The sequence below is a fragment of the Mycobacterium leprae TN genome (assembly GCF_000195855.1).
In the GTDB taxonomy this organism is placed as follows: domain Bacteria; phylum Actinomycetota; class Actinomycetes; order Mycobacteriales; family Mycobacteriaceae; genus Mycobacterium; species Mycobacterium leprae.
In genome coordinates this window covers 305,863-327,994 of record NC_002677.1, presented here as the reverse complement: position 1 = coordinate 327,994, position 22,132 = coordinate 305,863, and the positions used below count along the sequence as shown (strand labels likewise).

General features: G+C 58.9%; 15 protein-coding genes, 1 tRNA gene and 2 pseudogenes. 9 read left to right on the top strand and 9 right to left on the bottom strand.

Going from position 1 to position 22,132, the window contains the following annotated elements:
* Positions 1-160 precede the first annotated feature (160 nt).
* Together ML_RS17165 and ML_RS01265 are read right to left on the bottom strand one after the other, a co-directional pair.
* Positions 161-295 (bottom strand): hypothetical protein, encoded by a 135-nt coding sequence (locus ML_RS17165; RefSeq protein ID WP_269147049.1) that lies wholly within the window; start codon positions 293-295, stop codon positions 161-163.
* A 701-nt stretch (positions 296-996) separates the two neighbouring features.
* A pseudogene (locus ML_RS01265) lies at positions 997-1,608 on the bottom strand (TetR/AcrR family transcriptional regulator).
* Positions 1,609-1,791: 183 nt separating this feature from the next.
* Here ML_RS01265 and ML_RS01260 point away from each other — a divergent pair.
* From ML_RS01260 to pth, 7 genes are all read left to right on the top strand, one after another.
* Positions 1,792-1,863, top strand: a tRNA-Gln gene (locus ML_RS01260).
* A 97-nt stretch (positions 1,864-1,960) separates the two neighbouring features.
* Complete coding sequence (gene glmU, locus ML_RS01255; RefSeq protein ID WP_010907632.1) at positions 1,961-3,439, top strand: bifunctional UDP-N-acetylglucosamine diphosphorylase/glucosamine-1-phosphate N-acetyltransferase GlmU; 1,479 nt, start codon at positions 1,961-1,963, stop codon at positions 3,437-3,439.
* Positions 3,440-3,552: 113 nt separating this feature from the next.
* Entirely contained in the window at positions 3,553-4,533 is a 981-nt protein-coding gene (locus ML_RS01250) for a ribose-phosphate diphosphokinase (protein WP_041323655.1), read from the top strand.
* 55 nt (positions 4,534-4,588) lie between these two features.
* Positions 4,589-4,903, top strand: a complete 315-nt coding sequence (locus ML_RS01245; RefSeq protein ID WP_010907630.1) for a thioredoxin domain-containing protein — start codon at positions 4,589-4,591, stop codon at positions 4,901-4,903.
* 36 nt (positions 4,904-4,939) lie between these two features.
* Complete coding sequence (locus tag ML_RS01240; protein ID WP_010907629.1) at positions 4,940-5,596, top strand: LpqN/LpqT family lipoprotein; 657 nt, start codon at positions 4,940-4,942, stop codon at positions 5,594-5,596.
* A 1,174-nt stretch (positions 5,597-6,770) separates the two neighbouring features.
* A complete protein-coding gene (locus ML_RS01235) occupies positions 6,771-7,418 on the top strand; it encodes a 50S ribosomal protein L25/general stress protein Ctc (RefSeq protein WP_010907628.1) in 648 nt (215 codons plus the stop codon).
* A 12-nt stretch (positions 7,419-7,430) separates the two neighbouring features.
* On the top strand, positions 7,431-8,030 hold the full coding sequence (gene pth, locus ML_RS01230; RefSeq protein ID WP_010907627.1) for an aminoacyl-tRNA hydrolase: 600 nt from the start codon (positions 7,431-7,433) through the stop codon (positions 8,028-8,030).
* 110 nt (positions 8,031-8,140) lie between these two features.
* On the opposite strand, the gene ML_RS01225 is transcribed toward pth, so the two are convergent.
* From ML_RS01225 to ML_RS01205, 5 genes are all read right to left on the bottom strand, one after another.
* Positions 8,141-9,775, bottom strand: a complete 1,635-nt coding sequence (locus ML_RS01225; RefSeq protein ID WP_010907626.1) for a fatty acyl-AMP ligase — start codon at positions 9,773-9,775, stop codon at positions 8,141-8,143.
* Positions 9,776-10,017: 242 nt separating this feature from the next.
* Complete coding sequence (locus ML_RS01220) at positions 10,018-10,989, bottom strand: 4-(cytidine 5'-diphospho)-2-C-methyl-D-erythritol kinase (RefSeq protein ID WP_197492506.1); 972 nt, start codon at positions 10,987-10,989, stop codon at positions 10,018-10,020.
* 37 nt (positions 10,990-11,026) lie between these two features.
* Complete coding sequence (gene rsmA, locus ML_RS01215) at positions 11,027-11,965, bottom strand: 16S rRNA (adenine(1518)-N(6)/adenine(1519)-N(6))-dimethyltransferase RsmA (RefSeq protein ID WP_041322342.1); 939 nt, start codon at positions 11,963-11,965, stop codon at positions 11,027-11,029.
* Entirely contained in the window at positions 11,920-13,047 is a 1,128-nt protein-coding gene (locus ML_RS01210) for a resuscitation-promoting factor (RefSeq protein WP_010907623.1), read from the bottom strand. Before ML_RS01210 ends, rsmA begins: the two co-directional genes overlap by 46 nt.
* Positions 13,048-13,296: 249 nt before the next feature.
* The gene (locus ML_RS01205) at positions 13,297-14,154 is read right to left on the bottom strand and encodes a TatD family hydrolase (RefSeq protein WP_064430326.1); all 858 of its coding nucleotides are present in this window, start codon (positions 14,152-14,154) and stop codon (positions 13,297-13,299) included.
* A 19-nt stretch (positions 14,155-14,173) separates the two neighbouring features.
* Between ML_RS01205 and metG the strand changes: the two genes are divergently transcribed.
* The gene (gene metG, locus ML_RS01200) at positions 14,174-15,787 is read left to right on the top strand and encodes a methionine--tRNA ligase (RefSeq protein ID WP_010907621.1); all 1,614 of its coding nucleotides are present in this window, start codon (positions 14,174-14,176) and stop codon (positions 15,785-15,787) included.
* A gap of 618 nt (positions 15,788-16,405) precedes the next feature.
* Here metG and ML_RS14705 read toward each other — a convergent pair.
* Positions 16,406-17,008 (bottom strand): annotated as a pseudogene (locus ML_RS14705) (hypothetical protein); the annotation flags it as partial.
* A gap of 87 nt (positions 17,009-17,095) precedes the next feature.
* Here ML_RS14705 and ML_RS01190 point away from each other — a divergent pair.
* Positions 17,096-18,352: an aminodeoxychorismate synthase component I gene (locus ML_RS01190; protein WP_010907620.1), complete on the top strand. Its 1,257-nt coding sequence runs from the start codon at positions 17,096-17,098 to the stop codon at positions 18,350-18,352.
* A 1,093-nt stretch (positions 18,353-19,445) separates the two neighbouring features.
* On the opposite strand, the gene clpC1 is transcribed toward ML_RS01190, so the two are convergent.
* Positions 19,446-21,992, bottom strand: coding sequence for an ATP-dependent protease ATP-binding subunit ClpC (clpC1, locus tag ML_RS01185; RefSeq protein ID WP_010907619.1), 2,547 nt, complete (start codon positions 21,990-21,992; stop codon positions 19,446-19,448).
* Positions 21,993-22,132 lie beyond the last annotated feature (140 nt).

Genomic DNA, 22,132 nt, shown 5'->3' with positions numbered 1-22,132 from the left:
GTATCGTGAGGATAACCGCACCCGACACCACCCAAGCACACCTTAGAAGCATGACATTGATATTGAGGCCAGTTCGTACCACCAAAAGAGCTTCTTGCTGTCTTTTGGCAAGGCAGCGCCCTTTTGGCAAGGCAGCGCCCCAGCGATTCGATCCCGCGATCTAGTCGGGCTGCATTGCAATAGCGACTCGCAGGTCACCGACGCGGCCCTGTACAGCGAGGCTATTCACCGTATTCATCGCGGCGATGACCAATGTACGTACCCAGAACAGCGTCATCCTCACCGAATGCAACATCGGAAATGGCTACTGGTATCGGTATCCCGTATGTGGCTGAAAATCGCGGACTATACCCCGGCAAGCTGATCTGCGTGATCGAGGAGTCGCTCTATCACGCGGACGCCACCGAGCATTTCCCCCGCCCGGCCATAATGATCATAAGGTGTATAGTATGGCCTGACGATCAGCGGCTGGGCCAGTGTCACATTTTACTGCGTGTGTGTTCGGTTAAGGACCAGCCCGATGTCCGCACTTTCGCTGCAGTGGACAGCAATGTGAGCGATCACCTGTGGGTGTCGCTGTACGGGGCAGGAAGCAGTACACGGTCACGTCGGCGAGCCGGCGTCCAGCTGGGAGTCAAACGGCGTGTCCACCTTAGCGGGGCAGCACTGCGAAGCCGGCGACGAAATCGCTCGCGATATCGAGCTGCCTGCTGACGTGCTACCCCGGCGACATGCTGGCTGTGTCCTGCACCGGTGCTTACCACCACAGAATGGGGTCACACTACAGTACAGTCGACCCACCACCTTTGGTAACGATCAAGAATGGTCGGGCCCGTACACTAGTCCGCCGCTAAACGATCGCTGACCTGCTGTCACGCGACTTCGCTTAAGCAGAATCGTTAGCTCTAGTAACGTGTTCCGGCTGGATCATCGAATAAGTCGTAATTTCCGATGGTTTTCCACTGTTCCAGTGCCGTGTGTTCAACGCGCCAAAACCTACTCGTCCTGCAGCCGAGGAACAACCTCCAGGTGGGTCAGACCATTCCACATCAGGTTAACCAGGTGGGCTGCGACTACTACATTTTTTCCATTTTTTCCTTTTTGGACTCCCGTATGTGGAGCCACCATTGCGCCGTCATCGACACCGAACCCACCAGTGCTTGCGCGTACAGCTAGGCCAGGCTCGGGTCTAGGCCACGACGAGCGTCGCCGGCCAGGATGGAGCTGACCTGGCTGACGGCGTCGTTTAGCATGCTGGAATTAAGTTCCCGAACTGATCGAGACCGGGGAGTCGCAGATCATGATCCGGAAGCAGTCCGTGCGTTCTTCGCACGTAAGTGAGCAAGGCCAGCGCGAACCGCTCGACACGCACCCGGGACCAATTATTTGGTCAGCGACAAGGTGATGCCGTCCAACAATGCCGACATCTCACGGTCGACCACCACCGCGTAGAGGCCTTCCTTGCCGCCGATAATGTTCATACACGACCGGCTTGGACACGTTAGCCGCTGCGAGATCTCTTCGATTGAGGCCCCGTCATAGCAGCGCTCAGCAAACAACGAGCGCGCGATACCAAATAAGTTGGCGACGGCGCTCATTACCGGTCATCCTGACGCGCTGCGCGCACTTCTTTGTCCGGCTCTTTATCCAACACCGCCACACCGTTGATGATATTAGGTACGCCTGATCAAATTATTCAGACTCCTCTCGTGCCGGACGCGGCCCGCAGACTAGAGTCATATGGTGACGCGGCCCACCAACCACGGCGGACCGCTCCTCGTAGGTATCCAATCCGTCGTGGTGTAATCGGCAGCACCTCTGATTTTGGTTCAGATAGTTCAGGTTCGAGTCCTGACGACGGAACGGCGTTTTTGCCGCAAGCGTGCATGAAATGCCACGCTTGACGGCGAGTCGACGTACAGACACGCGCGCTCACGGGCAAACCACTCGAGGAGAGTCGATGACGTTTCGTGGTGATACCGCGGTCCTCGTCTTAGCGGCCGGCCCCGGCAGCCGAATGCGGTCAGATACACCGAAAGTGCTGCACACCATCGCTGGTCGCAGCATGTTGTCGCATTCACTGCACGCGATCACCAAACTGGCACCCCAGCATCTAGTCGTGGTACTAGGCCACGAGCATCAGCGCATTGCGCCGCTAGTCGCCGAACTGGCCGACACCCTCGAACGCACGATTGACGTCGCATTACAGGATCGACCTCGCGGTACCGGACATGCCGTGTTCTGTGGCCTGTCCGCATTACCCGATGACTACGGCGGCATTGTCGTTGTAACTTCAGGCGATACCCCACTGCTCGACGCCAACACTCTGGCCGAACTGATCGCAACCCACAACGCCACATCCGCCGCAGTGACGGTGCTAACCACGACATTTAGCGATCCCCTTGGCTACGGCCGGATCCTGCGCACCCAGGACAATGAAGTTATGGCGATTATCGAGCACGCCGACGCATCGCCTTCACAACGCGAGATCCGCGAGGTAAATGCCGGCGTGTATGCCTTCGATATCACGGCGTTGCGGTCGGCGTTGATCAGACTGAACTCCAACAACACCCAACAGGAGCTCTACCTCACCGACGTGATCTCCATCCTTCGCAGGGAAGGCCAAAAGGTGAATGCTCAACACATCGACGACAACGCACTTGTGGCTGGCGTCAACAACCGCGTTCAGCTGGCCGAACTGAGCGCCGAACTCAACCGCCGCATTGTGGCCACTCACCAGGTGGCCGGCGTTACCATCATCGATCCTGCTACCACTTGGATCGATATAGACGTGACTATAGGCAACGACACCGTAATCCACCCCGGTACTCAGTTGCTCGGCCGCACTCAGATCGGCGAGTGCTGCGTCATCGGCCCGGACACCACGCTGACCGACGTCTTGGTCAGTCAGCGTGCCACAGTGGTCCGCACGCACGGCACATCGTCAACTATAGGTGCGGGCGCTATGGTCGGTCCGTTCACCTACCTGAGGCCCGGAACCGTGCTGGGCACCAAGGGTAAGTTGGGCGCCTTCGTCGAGACCAAAAACTCCACAATCGGAACCGGCGCCAAAGTGCCGCATTTGACCTACGTCGGCGACGCCGATATCGGCGAGCACAGCAACATCGGCGCGTCCAGCGTATTCGTCAACTACGATGGCACAGCCAAACAGCGCACCACTATCGGGTCACACGTACGCACTGGGTCGGACACCAAGTTCGTCGCGCCGGTGACTGTGGGCGACGGCGCTTACACAGGCGCCGGCACAGTCGTGCGCAACGACGTCCCGCCGGGGGCACTGGCTGTTTCCGTGAGCCCCCAACGCAACATCGAAAACTGGGTGCAGCGCAAGCGACCCGGCAGTGCCGCAGCTCAGGCAGCAGAAAAGGCCTCAACACGTACAGGCAAACAATCCCAGCAGAAATCCGAACCTGACTAGCCACCGTGAATTTCGTTTTCCGGCAACCCGGCCACGTGTTCGGACCAAACACTTACATACGATGAGGCCTTCTCATTTCCTATCTCAACCCCAGATACGGCGAGGGCGGCATGTTGAGCCACGACTGGACCGACAATCGAAAAAACCTGATGCTCTTTTCGGGCCGTGCGCATCCCGAGCTAGCCGAGCAGGTAGCCAAAGAACTCGACATGCACGTCACCACCCAGGACGCGCGGGAATTCGCCAACGGCGAGATCTTCGTGCGCTTCCACGAATCAGTGCGCGGCTGTGACGCCTTCGTCCTGCAATCTTGCCCGGCACCGGTGAATACCTGGCTGATGGAACAGCTGATCATGATCGACGCGCTCAAGCGGGGCAGTGCCAAGCGGATCACCGCCGTCATACCATTCTACCCTTACGCTCGACAGGACAAGAAGCACCGCGGCCGCGAGCCCATCTCGGCGCGACTGGTCGCTGACTTGCTTAAAACGGCGGGCGCCGACCGGATCGTGACGGTCGACCTACACACCGACCAGATTCAGGGTTTCTTTGACGGGCCCGTCGACCACATGCGCGGACAAAACCTGTTGACGGGGTATATCAAGAACAATTACCCGGACACCAACATGGTGGTGGTCTCCCCCGACTCCGGCAGAGTGCGGATCGCCGAGAAATGGGGCGACGCACTGGGCGGTGTCCCGCTGGCCTTCATTCACAAGACCCGCGACCTTCGCGTACCCAACCAAGTGGTATCCAACCGAGTTGTCGGCGAAGTCGAAGGTCGCACCTGTGTGCTGATCGACGACATGATCGACACTGGCGGCACCGTCGCCGGCGCAGTGCAATTGCTGCGTAACGATGGCGCCAGTGACGTAATCATCGCAGCTACCCACGGTGTGCTGTCGCCCCCGGCTGCTGAACGGCTGGCCCAGTACGGCACCCGGGAAGTGATCGTCACGAACACGCTACCGATCGGCGAAGAGAAGCGTTTCCCCCAGCTCACGGTTTTGTCCATCGCACCGTTGCTAGCCAGCACCATCCGCGCCATTTTCGAAAATGGCTCAGTCACAGGGCTATTCGACGGAGAAGCGTAGATGGTTACCGGACAAAACTATCCTTCGGGGCACCATCGTCATCTACCACAACCCGATGTACAGCACCTCTTGTAAGATGCTAAACTTAGTGCGAAAGAAAGATTTTAATCACATCACCGCGGAATATCTGAGTATGCCGCCATCCAGGAGCGAACTGGTAAAAATTATTCACATCGACGATGTGGATGTGCTCACTGCTGTACGCAAACATGAACCGTTCGACGCCGAACTGAACCTCGCCACCGCGACCGATGAGCAGCTGCTGGACTCCATGGCCGAACACAACACCCGCTTCAAACGGCTTTTTGTCGTCACGCCGAAGGGCGCCCGGCAGGCTAAGCCGATCGACGCGGTACACGAAATTCGGTGAAAGCCTCCAGCGACGATGCAGAACGAAGCGACGATGATGCAGGCAATCCGTCTCGGGCTGCACACCGCTGCCGCGGTAGTCACGCTGAGCATATCCGCGGTCTCCTGCGGGACGAAAACCCCTGACTACCAATTAATCCTGTCGAAAAGTTCTACAACCACTACGACCACACCCGACAAGCCCATCCCTTTGCCGCAATATCTGGAAAGTATCGGCGTCACCGGGCAGCAGGTGGCGCCGAGCTCCCTGCCCGGTCTGACCGTGTCGATACCGACCCCACCGGGCTGGTCGCCGTATAGCAATCCGAACATCACACCGGAGACGCTGATCATCGCCAAAAGCGGCAAGTACCCGACGGCAAGGCTCGTAGCGTTCAAGCTGCGCGGAGACTTCGACCCAACCCAAGTCATCAAACACGGGAACGACGATGCCCAACTCTTCGAGAACTTCAGGCAGCTGGACGTTTCGACGGCAAACTACAACGGTTTTCCGTCGGCAATGATCCAAGGCAGCTATGACCTCGAGGGCAGGCGACTACATGCCTGGAACCGAATCGTGATCCCCACCGGTCCACCACCCTCTAAGCAACAGTATCTCGTTCAGCTCACCATTACCAGCTTGGCCAACGAGGCGGTCGCACAATCAAACGATATCGAGGCTATCATCCGCGGCTTTGTCGTCGCCCCCAAGTAATTCCGGCCCAAAGCAGTCGCGGCTGCTTCCACGCCACGGCGGTTAGATCCTTGACGCCCGCAGCTGATGAACTACCTGGGCCCCAGCCAGAAGGGACAAAACAAAGAGATGTATTTCGAATAAGCTAAACACCAGAGACTATTTTCTCCAGCATATATGTATGCCGCCGCCAACACTCGGCAAGACTTGGCGAATAAGCTTTTAGTATTGAAGCTACGGCATTTAACTATGTGTTAAGCACGCTGCAGCGAGAGTGGCTAGATCCGACAGCGACACACACGGCCAAAGCGGCCGTGCCCTACCGGTAGCGGCGCGAGACCGGTTGGACAGAATATCAATGTGACCACCCACCAGACCCTGATCTTCAGGTAAGCTTATGAGGCGGCGGTTAACAATGCGGTGCCCCGCAGTACATCGCTCTCACCCCGTGTTCAGTGAAAAAGCAGATCATGGATAATTGTTCGGGCAAAATTTCTGCGATGATCGTGGGCCTCAAGGAGGAATATGAGCAGTTTTGGTCCCAAAACATTGCAGCAATGGATAGCTGACACTAAGCTGGTGGGTGCGTTGGCGACGCTGGAACTAACCTTGGGAGGCCCTCGAGCATGCCCGCATCCCCACGTCCAGTCTGCGGGCTTACAACCAGTCTAGGCTCGCCAACCTACTGTTCACCAGCGAGCTGCAGCGGCGTCTCACCACGGCCAGTGTTCGTCGCTGCGAACACTGGCCGCCCATCCCGGCTACTCAACATACCGACTTGCAAGAACACTTCGGGCCACAAATTCGGCGACGCACTGATGCGGGCCGACACCAACCACCAACATCGATTTCGACGACCAGAAATCATTGTGCGCCGTATCACGGGATGTGCCGGGCAACACGTTCGCCGACCCGAAGTTCGGCCTTTTATCGGCCAAAGCCAGCGAGGGACCGCAATCGGGCGGCCCGGCAAACAGCTACCGCCACTGCGCTGTGTTAGAGTGCCCGAGCAAATCACAGGGGCCAAATTTCCCTCTGAGGTTCCTATCCGCTGGCCTTTCCGGACCTCACAGCGAGGGTGGATGTGGATGGCGGTTAACCAGACTTCCAGCACACCGTTATCGACGGAAACCGACTTAGACGTCGCGCTCCTACCCCCGAATCTCAAGGCATACAGCACACAGGAGGCGACATCATGGCTAAGTCAACCGTCAACAAGCTGAGCGTATCGGTGCGTACTAACACCGGCAAGGGCGCGTCCCGGAGAGCCCGGCGTGACGGCAAGGTTCCCGCCGTCCTCTACGGCCACGGCGAGGAGCCACAGCACCTGGAGTTGCCGGCACACGCTTTCTCCGCTGTACTCCGACACGTCGGCACTAATGCGGTGCTCACTCTCGAGGTCGCTGGAAAGGAACAGTTGGCGTTGACTAAAGCAATCGACGTCCATCCGATCCGCCACACCATCATGCACGCCGACCTGCTGGTCGTCCGTAGTGGAGAAAAGATCGTCGTCGAAGTCCCCGTTGAGGTCGAGGGCGACGCTGGACCCGACATCCTGGTCACCCAGGAGACCACCTCCATCGAGATCGAGGCCGAGGCGCTGTCGATTCCCGAGCAGTTGACCATGTCCATCGAAGGCGCCGAACCGGGTACCCAGTTCACCGCCAGGCAGATACCCCTGCCGGTGGGCGTCACTCTAGTTTCCGACCCGGAGATGCTGGTAGTCAATGTGGTAAACGCGCCGACGGACGCACAAACCAAGGCCAAATACGCAGGCGAGGCACACGAAGCTCCGGAAGTAGGAACAGCCGAAAACAAGACCGCCGCAACCGAGTCCGAGTAGGCGGTTCGCGCGGTGGCCGAACCCACATTGGCCAGCGGGTGGTACCCCCGGTTGGTGGTCGGCCTAGGCAACCCCGGCAAAAACTATGGCCGTACCCGACACAACGTTGGGTTTATGGTTGCCAACCTGCTCGCTGTGCGACTGGGCTCGAAATTCGAGGTGCATAAGCGTTCTGGCGCTGACGTCGTCAACGGCCGTCTGGCGGGGTGTTCGATGTTGGTGGCCAAGCCACGCAACTACATGAACGAGTCTGGCCAGCAGGTGGGGCTACTAGCGAAATTATACTCGGTAACCCCCGCGGACATCATCATCGTCCACGACGACCTCGACCTCGACTTCGGTCGTATCCGGCTCAAACTCGGCGGCGGCGAGGGTGGCCACAACGGGCTGCGCTCGGTGGCGGCCGCGTTGGGTACCAAAGACTTTCAGCGGGTGCGCATCGGGATTGGTCGTCCGACTGGCCGCAAAGATCCGGCGTCGTTTGTGTTGGAGAACTTCACCACTGCCGAACGCATGCAGGTTCCCACCATCTGCAAGCGGGCCGCCGACGCCACCGAATTGTTGGTCGGATTGGGCCTAGAGCCCGCACAGAACCACGTGCACGCCTGGTAGCAGCCGGTCGCGTCCTCAGCTGCACCCCACGAGGGCGCATTTCCGCATTTCCGTAAAACGACACGCCGGAAACCATGGCAGTTTTCATCAGCTCGGCTGCCGGTCGAACACTAGGTGACGAGGGTAACGGAACTGGCCCGCCGCAGTTTGCCCGACGGCGTCTTCGGAATGGTTCCCGGGCCGAGAACCACCACGTTGCGTGGCCGCACATCCACCTCTTTGAGCACCTCGTGCGCCACCTGATGCTCAATGCGGCGCACTTCGGCGGTGTCCTCGAAAGCGTTCGACTCGACAGCGACAGCGAAGGTCTCACGCGAATGCCCGGCGTCGAGTCGTACGGCCACTGCACAACCCGGGCGGACACCATCAACCCGACCCGCCGCTCGTTCGATGTCGGTCGGGTATACATTGCGGCCAGCCATGATGATGACGTCCTTGACCCGACCACACACTACAATGTGACCGTTTTCCATCTGATAGCCGAGATCCCCAGTGTCATACCAACCGTGCTCATCTTGGGCCGAGATGAAGCCGCCCATCGTGATATAGCCCGGGGTCAGCGACTCCCCACGCAACTCGATCACGCCGACACCTCGGGACGGAAGCACATTGCCATCCTCATCAACGATACGGACCTCCAGGCCGTCCAGCAGCGGACCGAGTGAAACCAGCCGGCGGATGTTGCCCTTGGTGGCTGGCACCGCACGGCGCAGCGCGGCCAACAGGTCGGCATCCACCTCGTCAACAAGCAACCCCTCTCCAACCGGTGAGAACGAGACCGCCAGTGTGGTCTCGGCCATTCCGTATGCGGGCAGGATGGCCTCCGGCCTGAAGCCGAACGGCCTGCCCGCGTCGATCAAGTCCTCGACGTCCGCCGGGTCCACCGGTTCAGCACCTGACATCGCAATCCGCAGAGTCGACAAGTCGAACTGGCCAGGTTTGGCTTGCTTGCGCAGCCGCTTGGTAAACAGCGAGTAGGCAAAGTTCGGGCCGCAGATGACGGTGCCCTTGTACTTGTCGATCAGCTTGGCCCACAGCAAAGTGTCGCGCAAGAAGTCTATCGGGGTGACTTTGACCAGCTCGGCGCCGAAGTACATCGGCACGGTCAAAAACCCGATCATCCCCATGTCATGAAAGCACGGCAGCCAGCTGATCATCACGTCTTTCTCGACGTTGTACCTGACGCCGATAAACATAGCTTCGACATTGGAATACACGTTACGGTGAGTAATCTGGACAGCTTTGGGCGAACCCGTGGAGCCGGATGTCAATTGCATCAGCGCCAGATCGTCCTCGTCAGTTTCGATCGGGTCGACCGGATCGGCTGCCAACAACTGCTCGACGGTCACCACCTTAACACCGCGAGCCTCCAGAATTGGCGCTACCGCCATAAACGGGTCGGAGATGATGACCGCTTTGGCTTCGATCATGTCGATGACGGTGGTGGTGTCTTCTTCCCATACCGCCAGGTCGGTCCGCGGGGTGGGCTGATGCAGCATGGTTAGGCTAGCGCCGCGCATCCACAGCCCTTGTGCGGTCGGAGCAATCTCCACCGGCACGCCAACGAGCACACCGACCGCGTCGCCGTGACCAACACCGACACCTGCCAACCCACCGGCTATTCGGCTAGCGCGCTCATGCACCTGACCCCAGGTGTGACGAACCGGATTGTGTGGCTCACCTGTCACTATGCCCTTTGAGGACTCACGGGCGTTGCGGAACATCTTCTCGGTAAACTTGCTCACAACCCCTCCTCGGTTCCGATATTTTCCCCAAGGGCCTTGGGATATCATGTTCAGCCTGCTGGACGTCGCTGTGTAGCAAGCACACGTGCACTAGTTGGGGAGCAGTTAAATCTCGAATCAGCGATGAGCCGACGACCCCGCGATTCGTTAATCGCCCACCGACACAACGTCGACGTCACCGCAAGGAATCTTAAACTCCTCTTAAGTCACTGCCAAACGATAACGTAAATTTGAGTTAGATTTCACATGTCATTCAGACCTCGGCTCATGGGCGCATGTACCACCCGAGCACCGGGTACTGGTCCGGTGGCGACCCGAACAGTGCGACAGACACCCGCCCCTGCCAACTGCGCACCGACATCGATCGCCGAAGTCGCCGAGGCACACAGGAATGCGCAGGTAGGACCCGAGCCAGACACAATGCCCGCGAGCGCACCCGCTTCCATACCGGCGCGGAGCGCACACCGTAGCGCCGGGTCCAAGCTGACCGCGGCCGCTTGCAATTCATTGCCTAGCAACGGCGCCAACTGTTCGGGATCGGCGGCGACCAGGGCGGCCAACACCGGCCCGGGTTCGGCAAGCCGTGGTGGATTTCCGACATCCCTGAGCCGGTCAAACTCGGTGTACACCGCCGGAGTGAGCAAACTGCTGTCGGCGAACGCCAACACCCAGTGGAAAGTGGCGCGGGACAACACGGTAGCTAGCTCCTCACCGCGACCGGTCCCCAGCGCGGTACCACCGTGTAGTGCGAACGGCACGTCGCTGCCTAGCTTCGCTGCGAGCATGCACAGATCGCGTCGAGGCAGGCTGAGTTCCCACAACGAGTTCATCGCAACCAACACCGCGGCCGCATCGGCGCTGCCGCCCGCCATCCCCCCAGCCACCGGAATGGACTTGTCAATCATGATCGAAACGTCCGGAGCCCGGCCAACGTGCTCGGCCATTAGCTCGGCCGCCCGCCAGGCAATGTTGTGTTCGTCAGTGGGCACGTGGTTGGCGCCCTCGCCGACAAGTCCGAGCGACAGCACGTCGGCGTTGCGCACCGTAACCTGGTCGACCAGCGACACAGCATGGAAAACCGTCACCAGCTCGTGGTAGCCATTATCGCAGCAATCACCGACAGCGAGGTAGAGATTGATCTTCCCGGGAACCTGAACGGTGACCGACCCGGTGGGCATCCACTGTGTAGCGGCGTTACCATCAGACGCGAACACCACAGCAGAATATCGCTGCAGGCAACCAACCCGCCCGTCAGCTCGCCGAAGCAGACCGCACCGCCGCGTCGTCTCGACCATCAGAACGTCGCAGCAGTCGAACGAAGTCGTCGATGGACAGCGTCTCGCCGCGACGGGCAGGATCGATGCTAGCGGCAAGCAATCGATTCGCTGATTCGTTACTCGAACCCGCCCACTTCACAAACGCGTTGCGAGATGTCTTGCGCCGCTGAGTGAATGCAATGTCTACCAGTTCGAATACCTGCCGACGGAAGGCGTCATCAGTCGGCCATGGCGAAGTCGCATAGCGGTCGACGCGTACCAAACCGGAGTAGACACGAGGAATCGGCCAGAAAACAGTCGGAGACACCATGCCACAGCGACGGACCCGTCCAAAGAAACTCAACTTGACGCTGGGCACGCCGTAATCCTTGCCACCCGGCTCGGCGGCAAGCCGTTCGGCGACCTCAGCCTGCACCATCACCGTAACAGTCCTGATGGACGGGAACTCGGCGAGCAGATGCAATAACGCCGGAACCGCAACGTTGTACGGCAGGTTGGCAACTAGCGCCGTCGGCTCGGTAGCCAGATCGCCACGGCGAAAGGATAAAACGTCGCGGTTGCACACCGTGAGCCGGTGGATCTCATTATTTGAATGCTCAGCAACCGTCTGCGGCAACCGACCCGCTAACACTGGGTCAATTTCTATGGCACTGACGGCAGCGCCGCAGTCCAGCAATGCCAGCGTGAGCGATCCGAAGCCAGGACCAACCTCCAAGACGAAGTCAGACCGGTTCACTCTGGAAGTCGAAACCACACGTCGCACCGTGTTGGCGTCGTGCACGAAATTTTGGCCGAGAGATTTCCGTGGCCGACATTCAAGTTCTTTTACCAGCCACCTGATCTCGGTACGCTCGAGTAGCCGGATGGTCAGTGTGCACCCACTCTTCCGCTGCACACTGGCCAAGCATCCCATCCTTGGCGCGCCCGCGTCACCTCAGCAACCGCGATCTGCTCTTCTCGGGTGGCAAGGTCAGCACGGGGAGCATACCGCAAGCCGCCGTTGGCCACCCAAGTGCCCTGGTCGAACTGGACACCGCCGTAATACCCGTTACCAGTGTTGATCGCCCAGTTCCCACCGGCCTCGCAACCCGCAATGGCGTCCCAGATAGACCCGTCGCTAACGGGGGGCACCTCAGTACCGGGCTTGGTACCCACCCGGATGACCGATTCGCGGGCCGGCTCCACCACCACGTTGGCGACGGGCAGCCGGCCGGTCTCGACACCGTTTACTGTGGCCACCGCGAACGTCACATCCTGTGTGCCGGGGGTGCCCGGGTCCTCGACAACCACACGGCTGATGTTCATCTCCGGGTCCTCGATACTACGGGAACTCGGGGGTAACGGAATTCGCTCGATGACTCTTTCGATGCGGTTGCGGGTCACCTGGATCTGCATACCTTCCACTATCGGCGAGGTCGCACTCGGCGACACCTGATCGCTCGCTAGCAGTGGAATACCGACAGCGGCCAGCAACCCTCCGACATTCGACGCCGGCAAGTGCACCATGCGCACCGCACCGCCATCGTTGATCTGGACCGTTTTGGCGCTGACGACAGGCAGCGCCATCCCAGTCAGTGGAACACGGCTGCCACGAGAAGCCACGATGGGAGCCGTGTCGGTCAGCGCAAGCTGGACCAGCGCCTCGTCCACAGTGGATGCCGTCGTCCAAACCTGTTGGATGTCCTTACCATCCAGAGAAATCTGTAGTGGTCTGCTGCGCCGCAACACGATGTTGTCGGTGGCATGAACCGACACATCAGCGGCAGGATACAGGTCGTCACACTCGCCGACGGCGAACCCGTTCTCCTGAATGATGTCAATCACCCGTGATTTCATGGTCATCACCTGCATCGGGGTTCCGTCGACAGTCAATGTCACCGTCTTGTACGCGGCGACCGCGTAGCCACCAGCGAACGCGATGACCAAAAGCAGCACCCCAACTACAAGCCGGAATATCGGCGACGAGGTCTCATGGAGCCTCGTTAGTACGTTCAACGCTCGCCTACCCCGACCTCAGAAACCAAATATCATCGACCTTTTTGGCTTGACTCAAAAAATTACAAAAATATTTTGAGCTTCAACAGAACCACCTCAACCAATAACAAAAAAGTAACGAACTGGCCAAGACGGGGCAACTCCGATGCGCAGGATGTAAGGGAAATCACGCCGGAGCTCCCTCGCGTCTGAGCTAGCCAAGTTACGATCTACGCCGTAATGGCGAGAGAGCGAGCTAGGCAACCTAACCTATACAGATCCTAGCTTGTACACGCGTAGAGCATTGCTAGTGGTGATTTGCGCCAGCTCTTCTGGGGAACGTTCAACCAATTCAGCAACGGCTCTAACAGTGTAAGGAAGGCAGTAAGGTTCGTTAGCTAGACCCCGGTGGGGATGCGGGGTCAAAAATGGCGCATCGGTTTCCACCAGAAGCTGTTGCGCTGGGATCAACGGAACAGCTTCCCGCAGGGGACGAGCATTACGGAAACTCACCGTCCCGGACAAGCTGAGCATCCACCCGGCGTCTACGCAGCGGCGGGCCATCGCAGCATTAGACGAAAAACAATGAAAAATTACTTGCTCGGGGGCGCCCTCAGCACGCAAGACGTCAAGCACTTCCGCGTCAGCTTGCCGGTTGTGGATCATCAGCGGTTTGCCACATCGCTTGGCAAGATCAATATGCCATGCGAACGCCTCGCGCTGCACGTCAGGTGGGGCACAGCTGTCGAGGCGGCCGGGCCAATACAAATCCATACCGGTCTCGCCGACAGCCACCATCCGCGGATGGGCCGCCAGTTGTTCAATCTTGGCCCGAGCGGCACTGGTGAGCGAGTTTGCTCGCGTCGGGTGCAACGCCACCGCCGCGTACACCCGCCGGTCCCACCCGGCGGCAGCAATGACCCAACGCGCAGATTCCAAGTCGTCTGCGACGGTGACGACCGCAACCACACCTACAGCCGCGGCTCGCTCAACGATGGCATTCACGTCATCGGCGTCGCGGGCGCCGCACGCGTCGAGGTGGGTATGGGCATCGACCAACGGTGACAGGGGTTCCGGCGCAGGAGGCGCGTCTTGTTGTCTAACTAGGCGGTTAGAACTCACGCACACACAATAGGGTGGAGTCTCGATGAGGCCCTATTACATCACCACTGCCATCGCGTATCCCAACGCTGCGCCGCACATTGGTCACGCGTACGAATACATCGCCACCGACGCGATTGCCCGCTTCAAGCGGCTTGACGGCTTAGATGTGCGCTTCCTGACCGGAACCGACGAGCACGGCCTGAAGGTCGCACAGGCCGCCGAAGCAGCCGGCGTGCCGACAGCGCAACTTGCCAGGCGCAATTCGGGTGTATTTCAGCGCATGCAAGAGGCACTCCACATTTCCTTCGATCGGTTCATCCGCACCACCGACGCCGACCACTACAAGGCAGCTAAGGAAATCTGGCGGCGAATGGATGCGGCCGGCGACATCTACCTAGGTACCTATTCCGGGTGGTACTCGGTGCGCGACGAGAGGTTTTTCGTCGACTCGGAGACCAAACTTCTCGATAACGGCATCCGAGTAGCAGTAGAAACCGGCACACTAGTCACCTGGACTGAGAAAGAGCAGACCTACTTTTTCCGACTGTCGGCATATGTCGACAAATTGCTAGCCCACTACGACGCCAACCCCGACTTCATCGGACCCGAGGTGCGTCGCAACGAAGTGATCAGCTTTGTCTCCGGTGGGCTGGAAGATTTCTCAATCTCGCGCACTTCATTCGACTGGGGTGTACAGGTCCCAGAACATCCTGACCATGTCATGTACGTCTGGATCGACGCGCTAACCAACTACCTCACCGGAGCCGGGTTCCCGGACACCGACTCGGAGTTGTTCGGTCGTTACTGGCCCGCTAATCTACACATGATCGGCAAAGACATCATCAGGTTCCATGCCGTATACTGGCCGGCGTTTTTGATGTCAGCCGGAATCGAGCTGCCACGAAGGATTTTCGCACACGGGTTCTTACACAACCACGGCGAGAAGATGAGCAAGTCGGTGGGCAATATCGTTGACCCGATGGCGCTGGTACAAACGTTCGGCGTGGATCAGGTTCGATATTTTCTGTTGCGCGAGATCCCGTTCGGCCAGGACGGCAACTACAGCGAAGAGGCGATCATCACCCGGATGAACACCGACCTGGCCAACGAATTCGGCAATCTGGCGCAGCGCTCGTTGTCGATGGTTGCCAAGAACCTGGGCGGCGTAGTGCCTGAACCCAGTGAGTTCACCTCCGCCGACACTGCGCTTCTCACGACGGCCGACGGCTTGCTGGAGCGGGTGCGCGGCAACTTTGACGGACAGGCGATGAACCTGGCCCTGGAAGCTATTTGGCTGATGCTCGGCGAAGCTAACAAGTACTTTTCGTCGCAACAGCCCTGGATCTTGCGTAAGAGCGAGTCTGAAGCGGATCAGGCCAGGTTCCGTACCGTCCTCTACACGACTTGCGAGGTGGTGCGGATTGCGGCGTTGCTTGTCCAGCCCGTTATGCCGGAATCGGCCGGCAAGATGTTGGACTTGCTTGGCCAGGAGGAAGACCAACGGGCATTCACTGCCGTCAGTGTGCGGCTGGCCCCCGGCACGGTGCTGCCGCCACCCACCGGTGTGTTCCCCCGCTACCAGCCTTCCGAAATCGAGGGAGCGGACCCCGTGAAGTCGAGCAGCAAGCGGAGAGAACACAATAAGCGACGGGAGTGAGACGAACAATCGCACGTAGTTGACGCCAAACGAGACAAGCACCCGCAATCGAGTGAGCGGAACGGAGTGATCCATGGCCTCCGACGACCCGGTCACTGGGCGTTGTGGTCAGGCCGCGGCCACCGGCCGTTACGGTCAAGGCGAGCTTCGGGGGGGGGGGGGGGGGGGGAGGAATTGTCCCATCGCAGCCACCAGACGGTCGCGGAGTTGGGAAAACGTCAGGAAAAATGTTACCGCAGTCGCCGAAGTAATAATAATACTGCGTCACCCCACTTAAATACACCGTTGCATCCACTAGTGCCAGTAGGACCCGTCGGGATACTTCTCGGCGCCGCATACCCCCAAATCGCCAAACCCCATTGACCACCCACGCAGTAGTTTTTCGTGATGTCCAGCTTGTCCGAGTCTGGACAGACCAGCACCGACAACCGCGGCATGATATATTATTGTTATAATACAATAACTACGCATCGACCTAAAATTTCACGTGTACCAGCGAGCCGGTGTTAAAGAATCTGTTGAGAACTCGCTATGCACCCATTCGCATAACTGATTAATCCTCCTGGACAGTCAACGACTTTCCCCCTCGGAAGACTCGGTCTATGTAGGCGCACAGCGTCATTCGTCGTTGGCTGATGCTAGATTTCCGCGCGGAATATCGAGCGTAACAATTGGATCCGGAGAGATCTCGACAGTCGCGAGGCAATACCATCGGCGGACAATTCATCACGTGTGAACCACCTGCCTTGTGCTGTGTTGCCATTCCACCAACGCCCGCAACGTGTCATGCCCGGGTGCCAAGCCGCCCAGGTCGACGTGCACCGATTTCGTTGGTCGATGCTGGGCCAGGCTCCTCGGGTGATAGGATGGAGTCATCACGGACCAACGTCTTGAGGTTGACTGTTGGTAATAACCTGCGAACACTGCGCACGCGAAATTTACCAAACTTTAGCAGCTGAGTTGCCAATTTTCGCTGGCCGCAGCGGAACCGTAGTTGGTCCAAACGACGGGTACCGTCGTCACTTTACCTTGTATCGATTACGATCCCGACCGCGCCTCGACCGAGTATCGGTAGCCGGCGGCGGCATTTGCTTGCTCCCAAAGTCGATACAACTTCGGGTCCATCGCCGATGGCGAATCCCGATCCGGAAAGTTGGCACTCGACGTCATCGACACGTGATATTTTATGATGTCGCACAGGCCCTTTTCGTAGTAAAACCGTGGTTCGATGGCGGAGCCAGAGGCGAGCCAATCCAACCTAGATGACGCCTGGAGTGAGAAAATCGGCTGTTCTGTCAAGCTAGTGCGGTGCGAATCGAGCGACTCGGCAATCTTGGCGACGCACCCCGGGTGCTACGCTCTCTCGGCGACGCCACAACCGGGCTCGATTTGCCGCCGCCTGCCGCGCTGACCGGCGAGTGGTTCGATGCGCTGGCAATAATCGCGCCTAGTCTGTCAGTACAACCGGTGGATGTTAACGACGCGTTTGCGGTCCAGTTAGACGCACGAACACCCGATTCGGCAGTAGCAGTAGGCGGAGGCTGGGTCGGCTACCTGTCCTACCCAGACCCCGCAGCCGACAAGCAGCCGAACCGGATACCCGAAGCCGCCGGAGGTTGGACCGACTGTGTGCTGCGCCGCGACCGTGGCGCGCAATGGTGGTACGAGAGCCTGTCCGGGGCACCGATGCCCGGCTGGCTGGCAGCCGCACTAGCAACAACGCCGGCACCTGCGCGAAATTGCCAGGTAGACTGGGAGAGGACCGACTGGGGGGCCCATCGTGACGGGGTACTTGCCTGCCTGGAGGCGATTCGTGCCGGCGAGATCTACCAAGCGTGTGTGTGCACACAGTTCACCGGAACAGTCACCGGGGCCCCGCTGGACTTCTTCATCGCTGTGGTGGCACGTACCGCACCGGCGCGTGCTGCTTATATCGCTGGACCGTGGGGTGCGGTGGCATCGCTATCCCCGGAGCTATTCCTTCGACGCCGTGGTGCCGGCGTGACGTCCAGCCCGATCAAAGGCACCCTGCCGTTGGCAGCCTGGCCGTCGGCATTACAAGCTTCGGCCAAAGAGGTGGCCGAGAACATCATGATCGTGGATCTGGTGCGTAATGACCTCGGCCGGGTAGCCATTACCGGCACGGTCACCGTGCCCGAGCTGTTGGTTGTACGGCACGCTCCGGGCGTGTGGCACCTAGTGTCCACGGTGACGGCCCAGGTGCCTGTCGAGCTGCCAATGGCGGCACTATTAGACGCCACCTTCCCGCCAGCCTCGATCACTGGGACCCCCAAGCTAAGGGCCCGCAAATTGATTTCGCAATGGGAACACAGACGTCGCGGGATATATTGCGGCACAGTTGGTTTGGCATCACCAATCGCCGGATGTGAGCTGAACGTCGCGATCCGAACCGTCGAATTCGACACCGCCGGTAACGCCGTGCTGGGAGTAGGCGGCGGGATAACCGCCGACTCCGATCCCGATGCCGAACTGCAAGAGTGCCTGCATAAAGCGGCACCTATTCTTAGGCTAGCATCCGTCGCTACCGTGGCGTCGGTCGGTTAGCCCGGCAAAATTTCTGATAACACTCACAACGCAGGCCCCGCGTACCTGAAGTTCCACTCCAGCGCATAGACCCATGTATCGTGAGTCGACGGCGATCCGAGAGCCGGGGATGCCTTCTCCAAGCATTATCAACAAGCGGCCAAAGCCCTGCCGACCGCGGCGCCCGCAGCGAAAACGCCAGAAGCGGGCAGAACCGATGGAACACGTTAGACTTACACCGTTCTCGACGGCAGATTAGATGATAGCACCGGAAGTAATTCCCAGGGCCGCCCGACGCTCTAACCCGCCACTGCCTTGGTCTCTATTGCCTTGACGTTCCAGGTTCCGGCCTCGTTGACAATCTTCGGTGGCAGCTTCTACTGCTTTAACTCCTTAGCTACGCCGATTGCACAAACCTACAACGCCTGCTCGTTTACTTCCCAGTACAAGAAAATATTGTTTCTGGAGCTGTCCGAACTACCCCATCTTGTTCCCCGAACATAGTGGATGCAGCTAGCGTATTATACCATGATAAATTCTCGGCCACGTCGTGCGGGGGCATCACCTACTCACACACCTCATAAATTATACTCCGCAACAATCTTACGGATCTGTTTGGCCGACGCAGGGCACCAACTGCAACCTCTCATGGCCACTTTTGAAATAGCGAGGTCGCTGCGGCCATCTCTCGCCGACAGACCGAACCACTAACCTGGCAACATTATTCGCACTTCTCCGAAAAAACGAGTTATTTCAAACATTCCATTAGCCATATGCTGCCACTCATTAGAGGCTGCCAAATCAATTTAGGACCCAAGCTGAATATATATATATATATATATATATATATTAGCAGAATCTATCTTCGATGGTAACCCTACTGGCAATCGCCAAGAAGAAACCATCTCTTAGTTAATTCCTTACGGCTCATAACGCTGCTGCCCATCGTTTGGGCAGCAGGTCGAATGTACAGCGGTGCTAACTTTCCACTTGCGTCCATATACGCGCAAGCAAGTCAAGAATAATCACAGCTCCAGCGATGCTTTCCTGATACCTGGCCGCGTACGTAGCGAGGTACGCAATTAACAACGTTAGCCAAGCTGGATGGCTTGGCCTACTGCTCGACCGGCTCAGGCCCGCCAGCGCTGTGCACTCCGGCCTTAGCCAGATCCGGCTCTGTCGACGGCTTGCGGATCCCAGTGAAAGTGAACTTCACGTCCTCACCGGGGCCTTCGCCATCCCAGTTGTCGACGTCGACGGTGACGACCTGTCCCGGCCCGACTTCCTCGAAGAGGATCTTCTCCGAGAGCTGGTCCTCGATCTCGCGTTGGATAGTACGCCGCAGCGGGCGAGCACCCAGCACCGGATCGAAGCCACGCTTAGCCAACAAGGCCTTAGCCTTGTTTGTCAACTCCAGCGTCATGTCTTTGACCTTGAGCTGGTTAGCAACCCGGCTAATCATGAGATCGACCATCCGGATGATCTCATCACGGCTCAGTTGGTGGAAGACGATGATGTCGTCGATGCGGTTGAGGAACTCTGGGCGGAAGTGCTTCTTCAGCTCATCGTTGACCTTCTGCTTCATCCGCTCGTAGTCGTTCTCACCACTACCTTGGGTGAAGCCCAGACCGACCGGCTTGGAGATGTCGGAGGTACCAAGGTTGGATGTAAAGATCAGCACGGTGTTTTTGAAGTCCACCGTGCGACCCTGCCCATCGGTGAGCCGCCCGTCTTCAAGCACCTGCAACAGGCTGTTATAGATCTCCTGATGCGCTTTTTCGATCTCGTCGAACAGCACCACCGAGAACGGCTTGCGCCGCACCTTCTCGGTGAGCTGACCGCCCTCCTCGTAGCCGACGTATCCCGGCGGAGCACCAAAAAGCCGCGACGCGGTGAACCGGTCGTGGAACTCGCCCATATCGATCTGGATGAGCGCGTCGTCGTCGCCAAACAAAAAGTTGGCCAGCGCCTTAGACAGTTCAGTCTTACCGACACCGGACGGGCCGGCGAAGATGAACGAACCCGACGGGCGCTTGGGGTCTTTTAGCCCGGCGCGGGTACGACGGATCGCCTTGGACACGGCCTTAACAGCATCCTCCTGGCCGATAATCCGTTTGTGCAGCTCCTCCTCCATACGGAGCAGCCGGGTAGTCTCAGCCTCGGTGAGCTTGAACACCGGTATACCGGTCCAGTTGCCCAGCACCTCGGCAATTTGCTCGTCGTCAACTTCCGCAATAACATCGAGATCGCCTGAACGCCATTGCTTTTCGCGTTCTGCACGCTGAGCTACCAGTTGCTTCTCCCGGTCGCGTAGGCTAGCCGCCTTCTCGAAATCCTGGGCGTCGATCGCCGACTCTTTCTCCCGGCGGGCTTCGGCGATCTTCTCGTCGAACTCACGCAGATCTGGTGGCGCGGTCATTCGGCGAATCCGCATCCGGGCGCCTGCTTCGTCAATCAGGTCGATCGCCTTGTCCGGGAGGAATCGGTCATTGATGTAGCGATCGGCCAGAGTGGCGGCGGCCACCATCGCCGAGTCGGTGATCGACACCCGATGGTGGGCCTCGTAGCGGTCCCGCAGGCCCTTGAGAATCTCGATAGTGTGCTCCACCGTTGGCTCACCCACCTGCACCGGCTGGAAGCGGCGCTCCAGGGCGGCGTCTTTCTCGATGTACTTGCGATATTCGTCGAGGGTGGTAGCGCCAATGGTTTGCAGCTCACCGCGGGCCAGCTTGGGCTTGAGGATCGACGCGGCATCGATCGCCCCCTCGGCGGCACCGGCACCTACCAGGGTGTGCAGCTCATCGATGAACAAGATTATGTCACCGCGGGTGTTGATCTCCTTGAGTACCTTCTTCAGGCGCTCCTCGAAGTCACCGCGGTAGCGCGAGCCGGCTACCAACGAGCCCAGGTCAAGTGTGTAAAGCTGCTTGTCTTTCAGCGTCTCGGGAACCTCACCGTGCACGATGGCCTGCGCAAGACCCTCGACGACAGCGGTCTTGCCGACGCCAGGCTCGCCGATCAACACCGGGTTGTTCTTGGTGCGCCGGCTCAGCACCTGCATCACCCGCTCGATTTCCTTTTCGCGGCCAATGACCGGATCCAGCTTGCTCTCCATCGCAGCAGCCGTCAGGTTTCGACCGAACTGGTCGAGCACCAGAGATGTAGATGGACTACCGGATTCGCCACCCCGGCCTCCAGTGCCCGCTTCAGCAGCTTCTTTGCCCTGGTAGCCACTTAGCAGCTGGATCACCTGCTGGCGCACTCGGGTCAGCTCGGCGCCCAACTTGACCAGCACCTGGGCGGCCACACCCTCTCCCTCCCGGATAAGGCCCAGCAAAATGTGCTCGGTGCCGATGTAATTATGGCCGAGCTGCAGCGCCTCACGCAAGCTCAGCTCAAGAACCTTCTTGGCACGAGGCGTAAACGGGATATGCCCCGACGGCGCCTGCTGACCCTGGCCGATAATATCTTCGACCTGACTGCGAACGGCTTCAAGTGAAATCCCCAACGAATCCAACGATTTCGCCGCGACACCTTCGCCTTCGTGGATAAGACCCAGCAAAATGTGCTCGGTGCCGATGTAGTTATGGTTGAGCATCCGGGCCTCTTCCTGTGCCAGGACGACCACCCTGCGGGCACGATCGGTAAATCTTTCGAACATCGGCGGTTACCTGCTCTCCCTACACCATCCATACGACCCGTTCCAGCCCATGGGACCCGAACCGTGTACCTGCCGTCCACTGTAATGGTCGGCAATATTGCCGTTTCCAGTGGCTTGGAGTATCCGAGGCTTCGTAGTCC

What these genes read in the sequence shown, in the direction of transcription:
- ML_RS17165 (WP_269147049.1), bottom strand. Translation starts at nt 295, where the DNA reads ATGTTGCATTCGGTGAGGATGACGCTGTTCTGGGTACGTACATTGGTC.
- rsmA (WP_041322342.1), bottom strand. Translation starts at nt 11,965, where the DNA reads ATGGGATGCTTGGCCAGTGTGCAGCGGAAGAGTGGGTGCACACTGACC.
- metG (WP_010907621.1), top strand. Translation starts at nt 14,174, where the DNA reads ATGAGGCCCTATTACATCACCACTGCCATCGCGTATCCCAACGCTGCG.
- ML_RS01245 (WP_010907630.1), top strand. Translation starts at nt 4,589, where the DNA reads ATGTACAGCACCTCTTGTAAGATGCTAAACTTAGTGCGAAAGAAAGAT.
- clpC1 (WP_010907619.1), bottom strand. Translation starts at nt 21,992, where the DNA reads ATGTTCGAAAGATTTACCGATCGTGCCCGCAGGGTGGTCGTCCTGGCA.
- glmU (WP_010907632.1), top strand. Translation starts at nt 1,961, where the DNA reads ATGACGTTTCGTGGTGATACCGCGGTCCTCGTCTTAGCGGCCGGCCCC.
- ML_RS01240 (WP_010907629.1), top strand. Translation starts at nt 4,940, where the DNA reads ATGCAGGCAATCCGTCTCGGGCTGCACACCGCTGCCGCGGTAGTCACG.
- ML_RS01235 (WP_010907628.1), top strand. Translation starts at nt 6,771, where the DNA reads ATGGCTAAGTCAACCGTCAACAAGCTGAGCGTATCGGTGCGTACTAAC.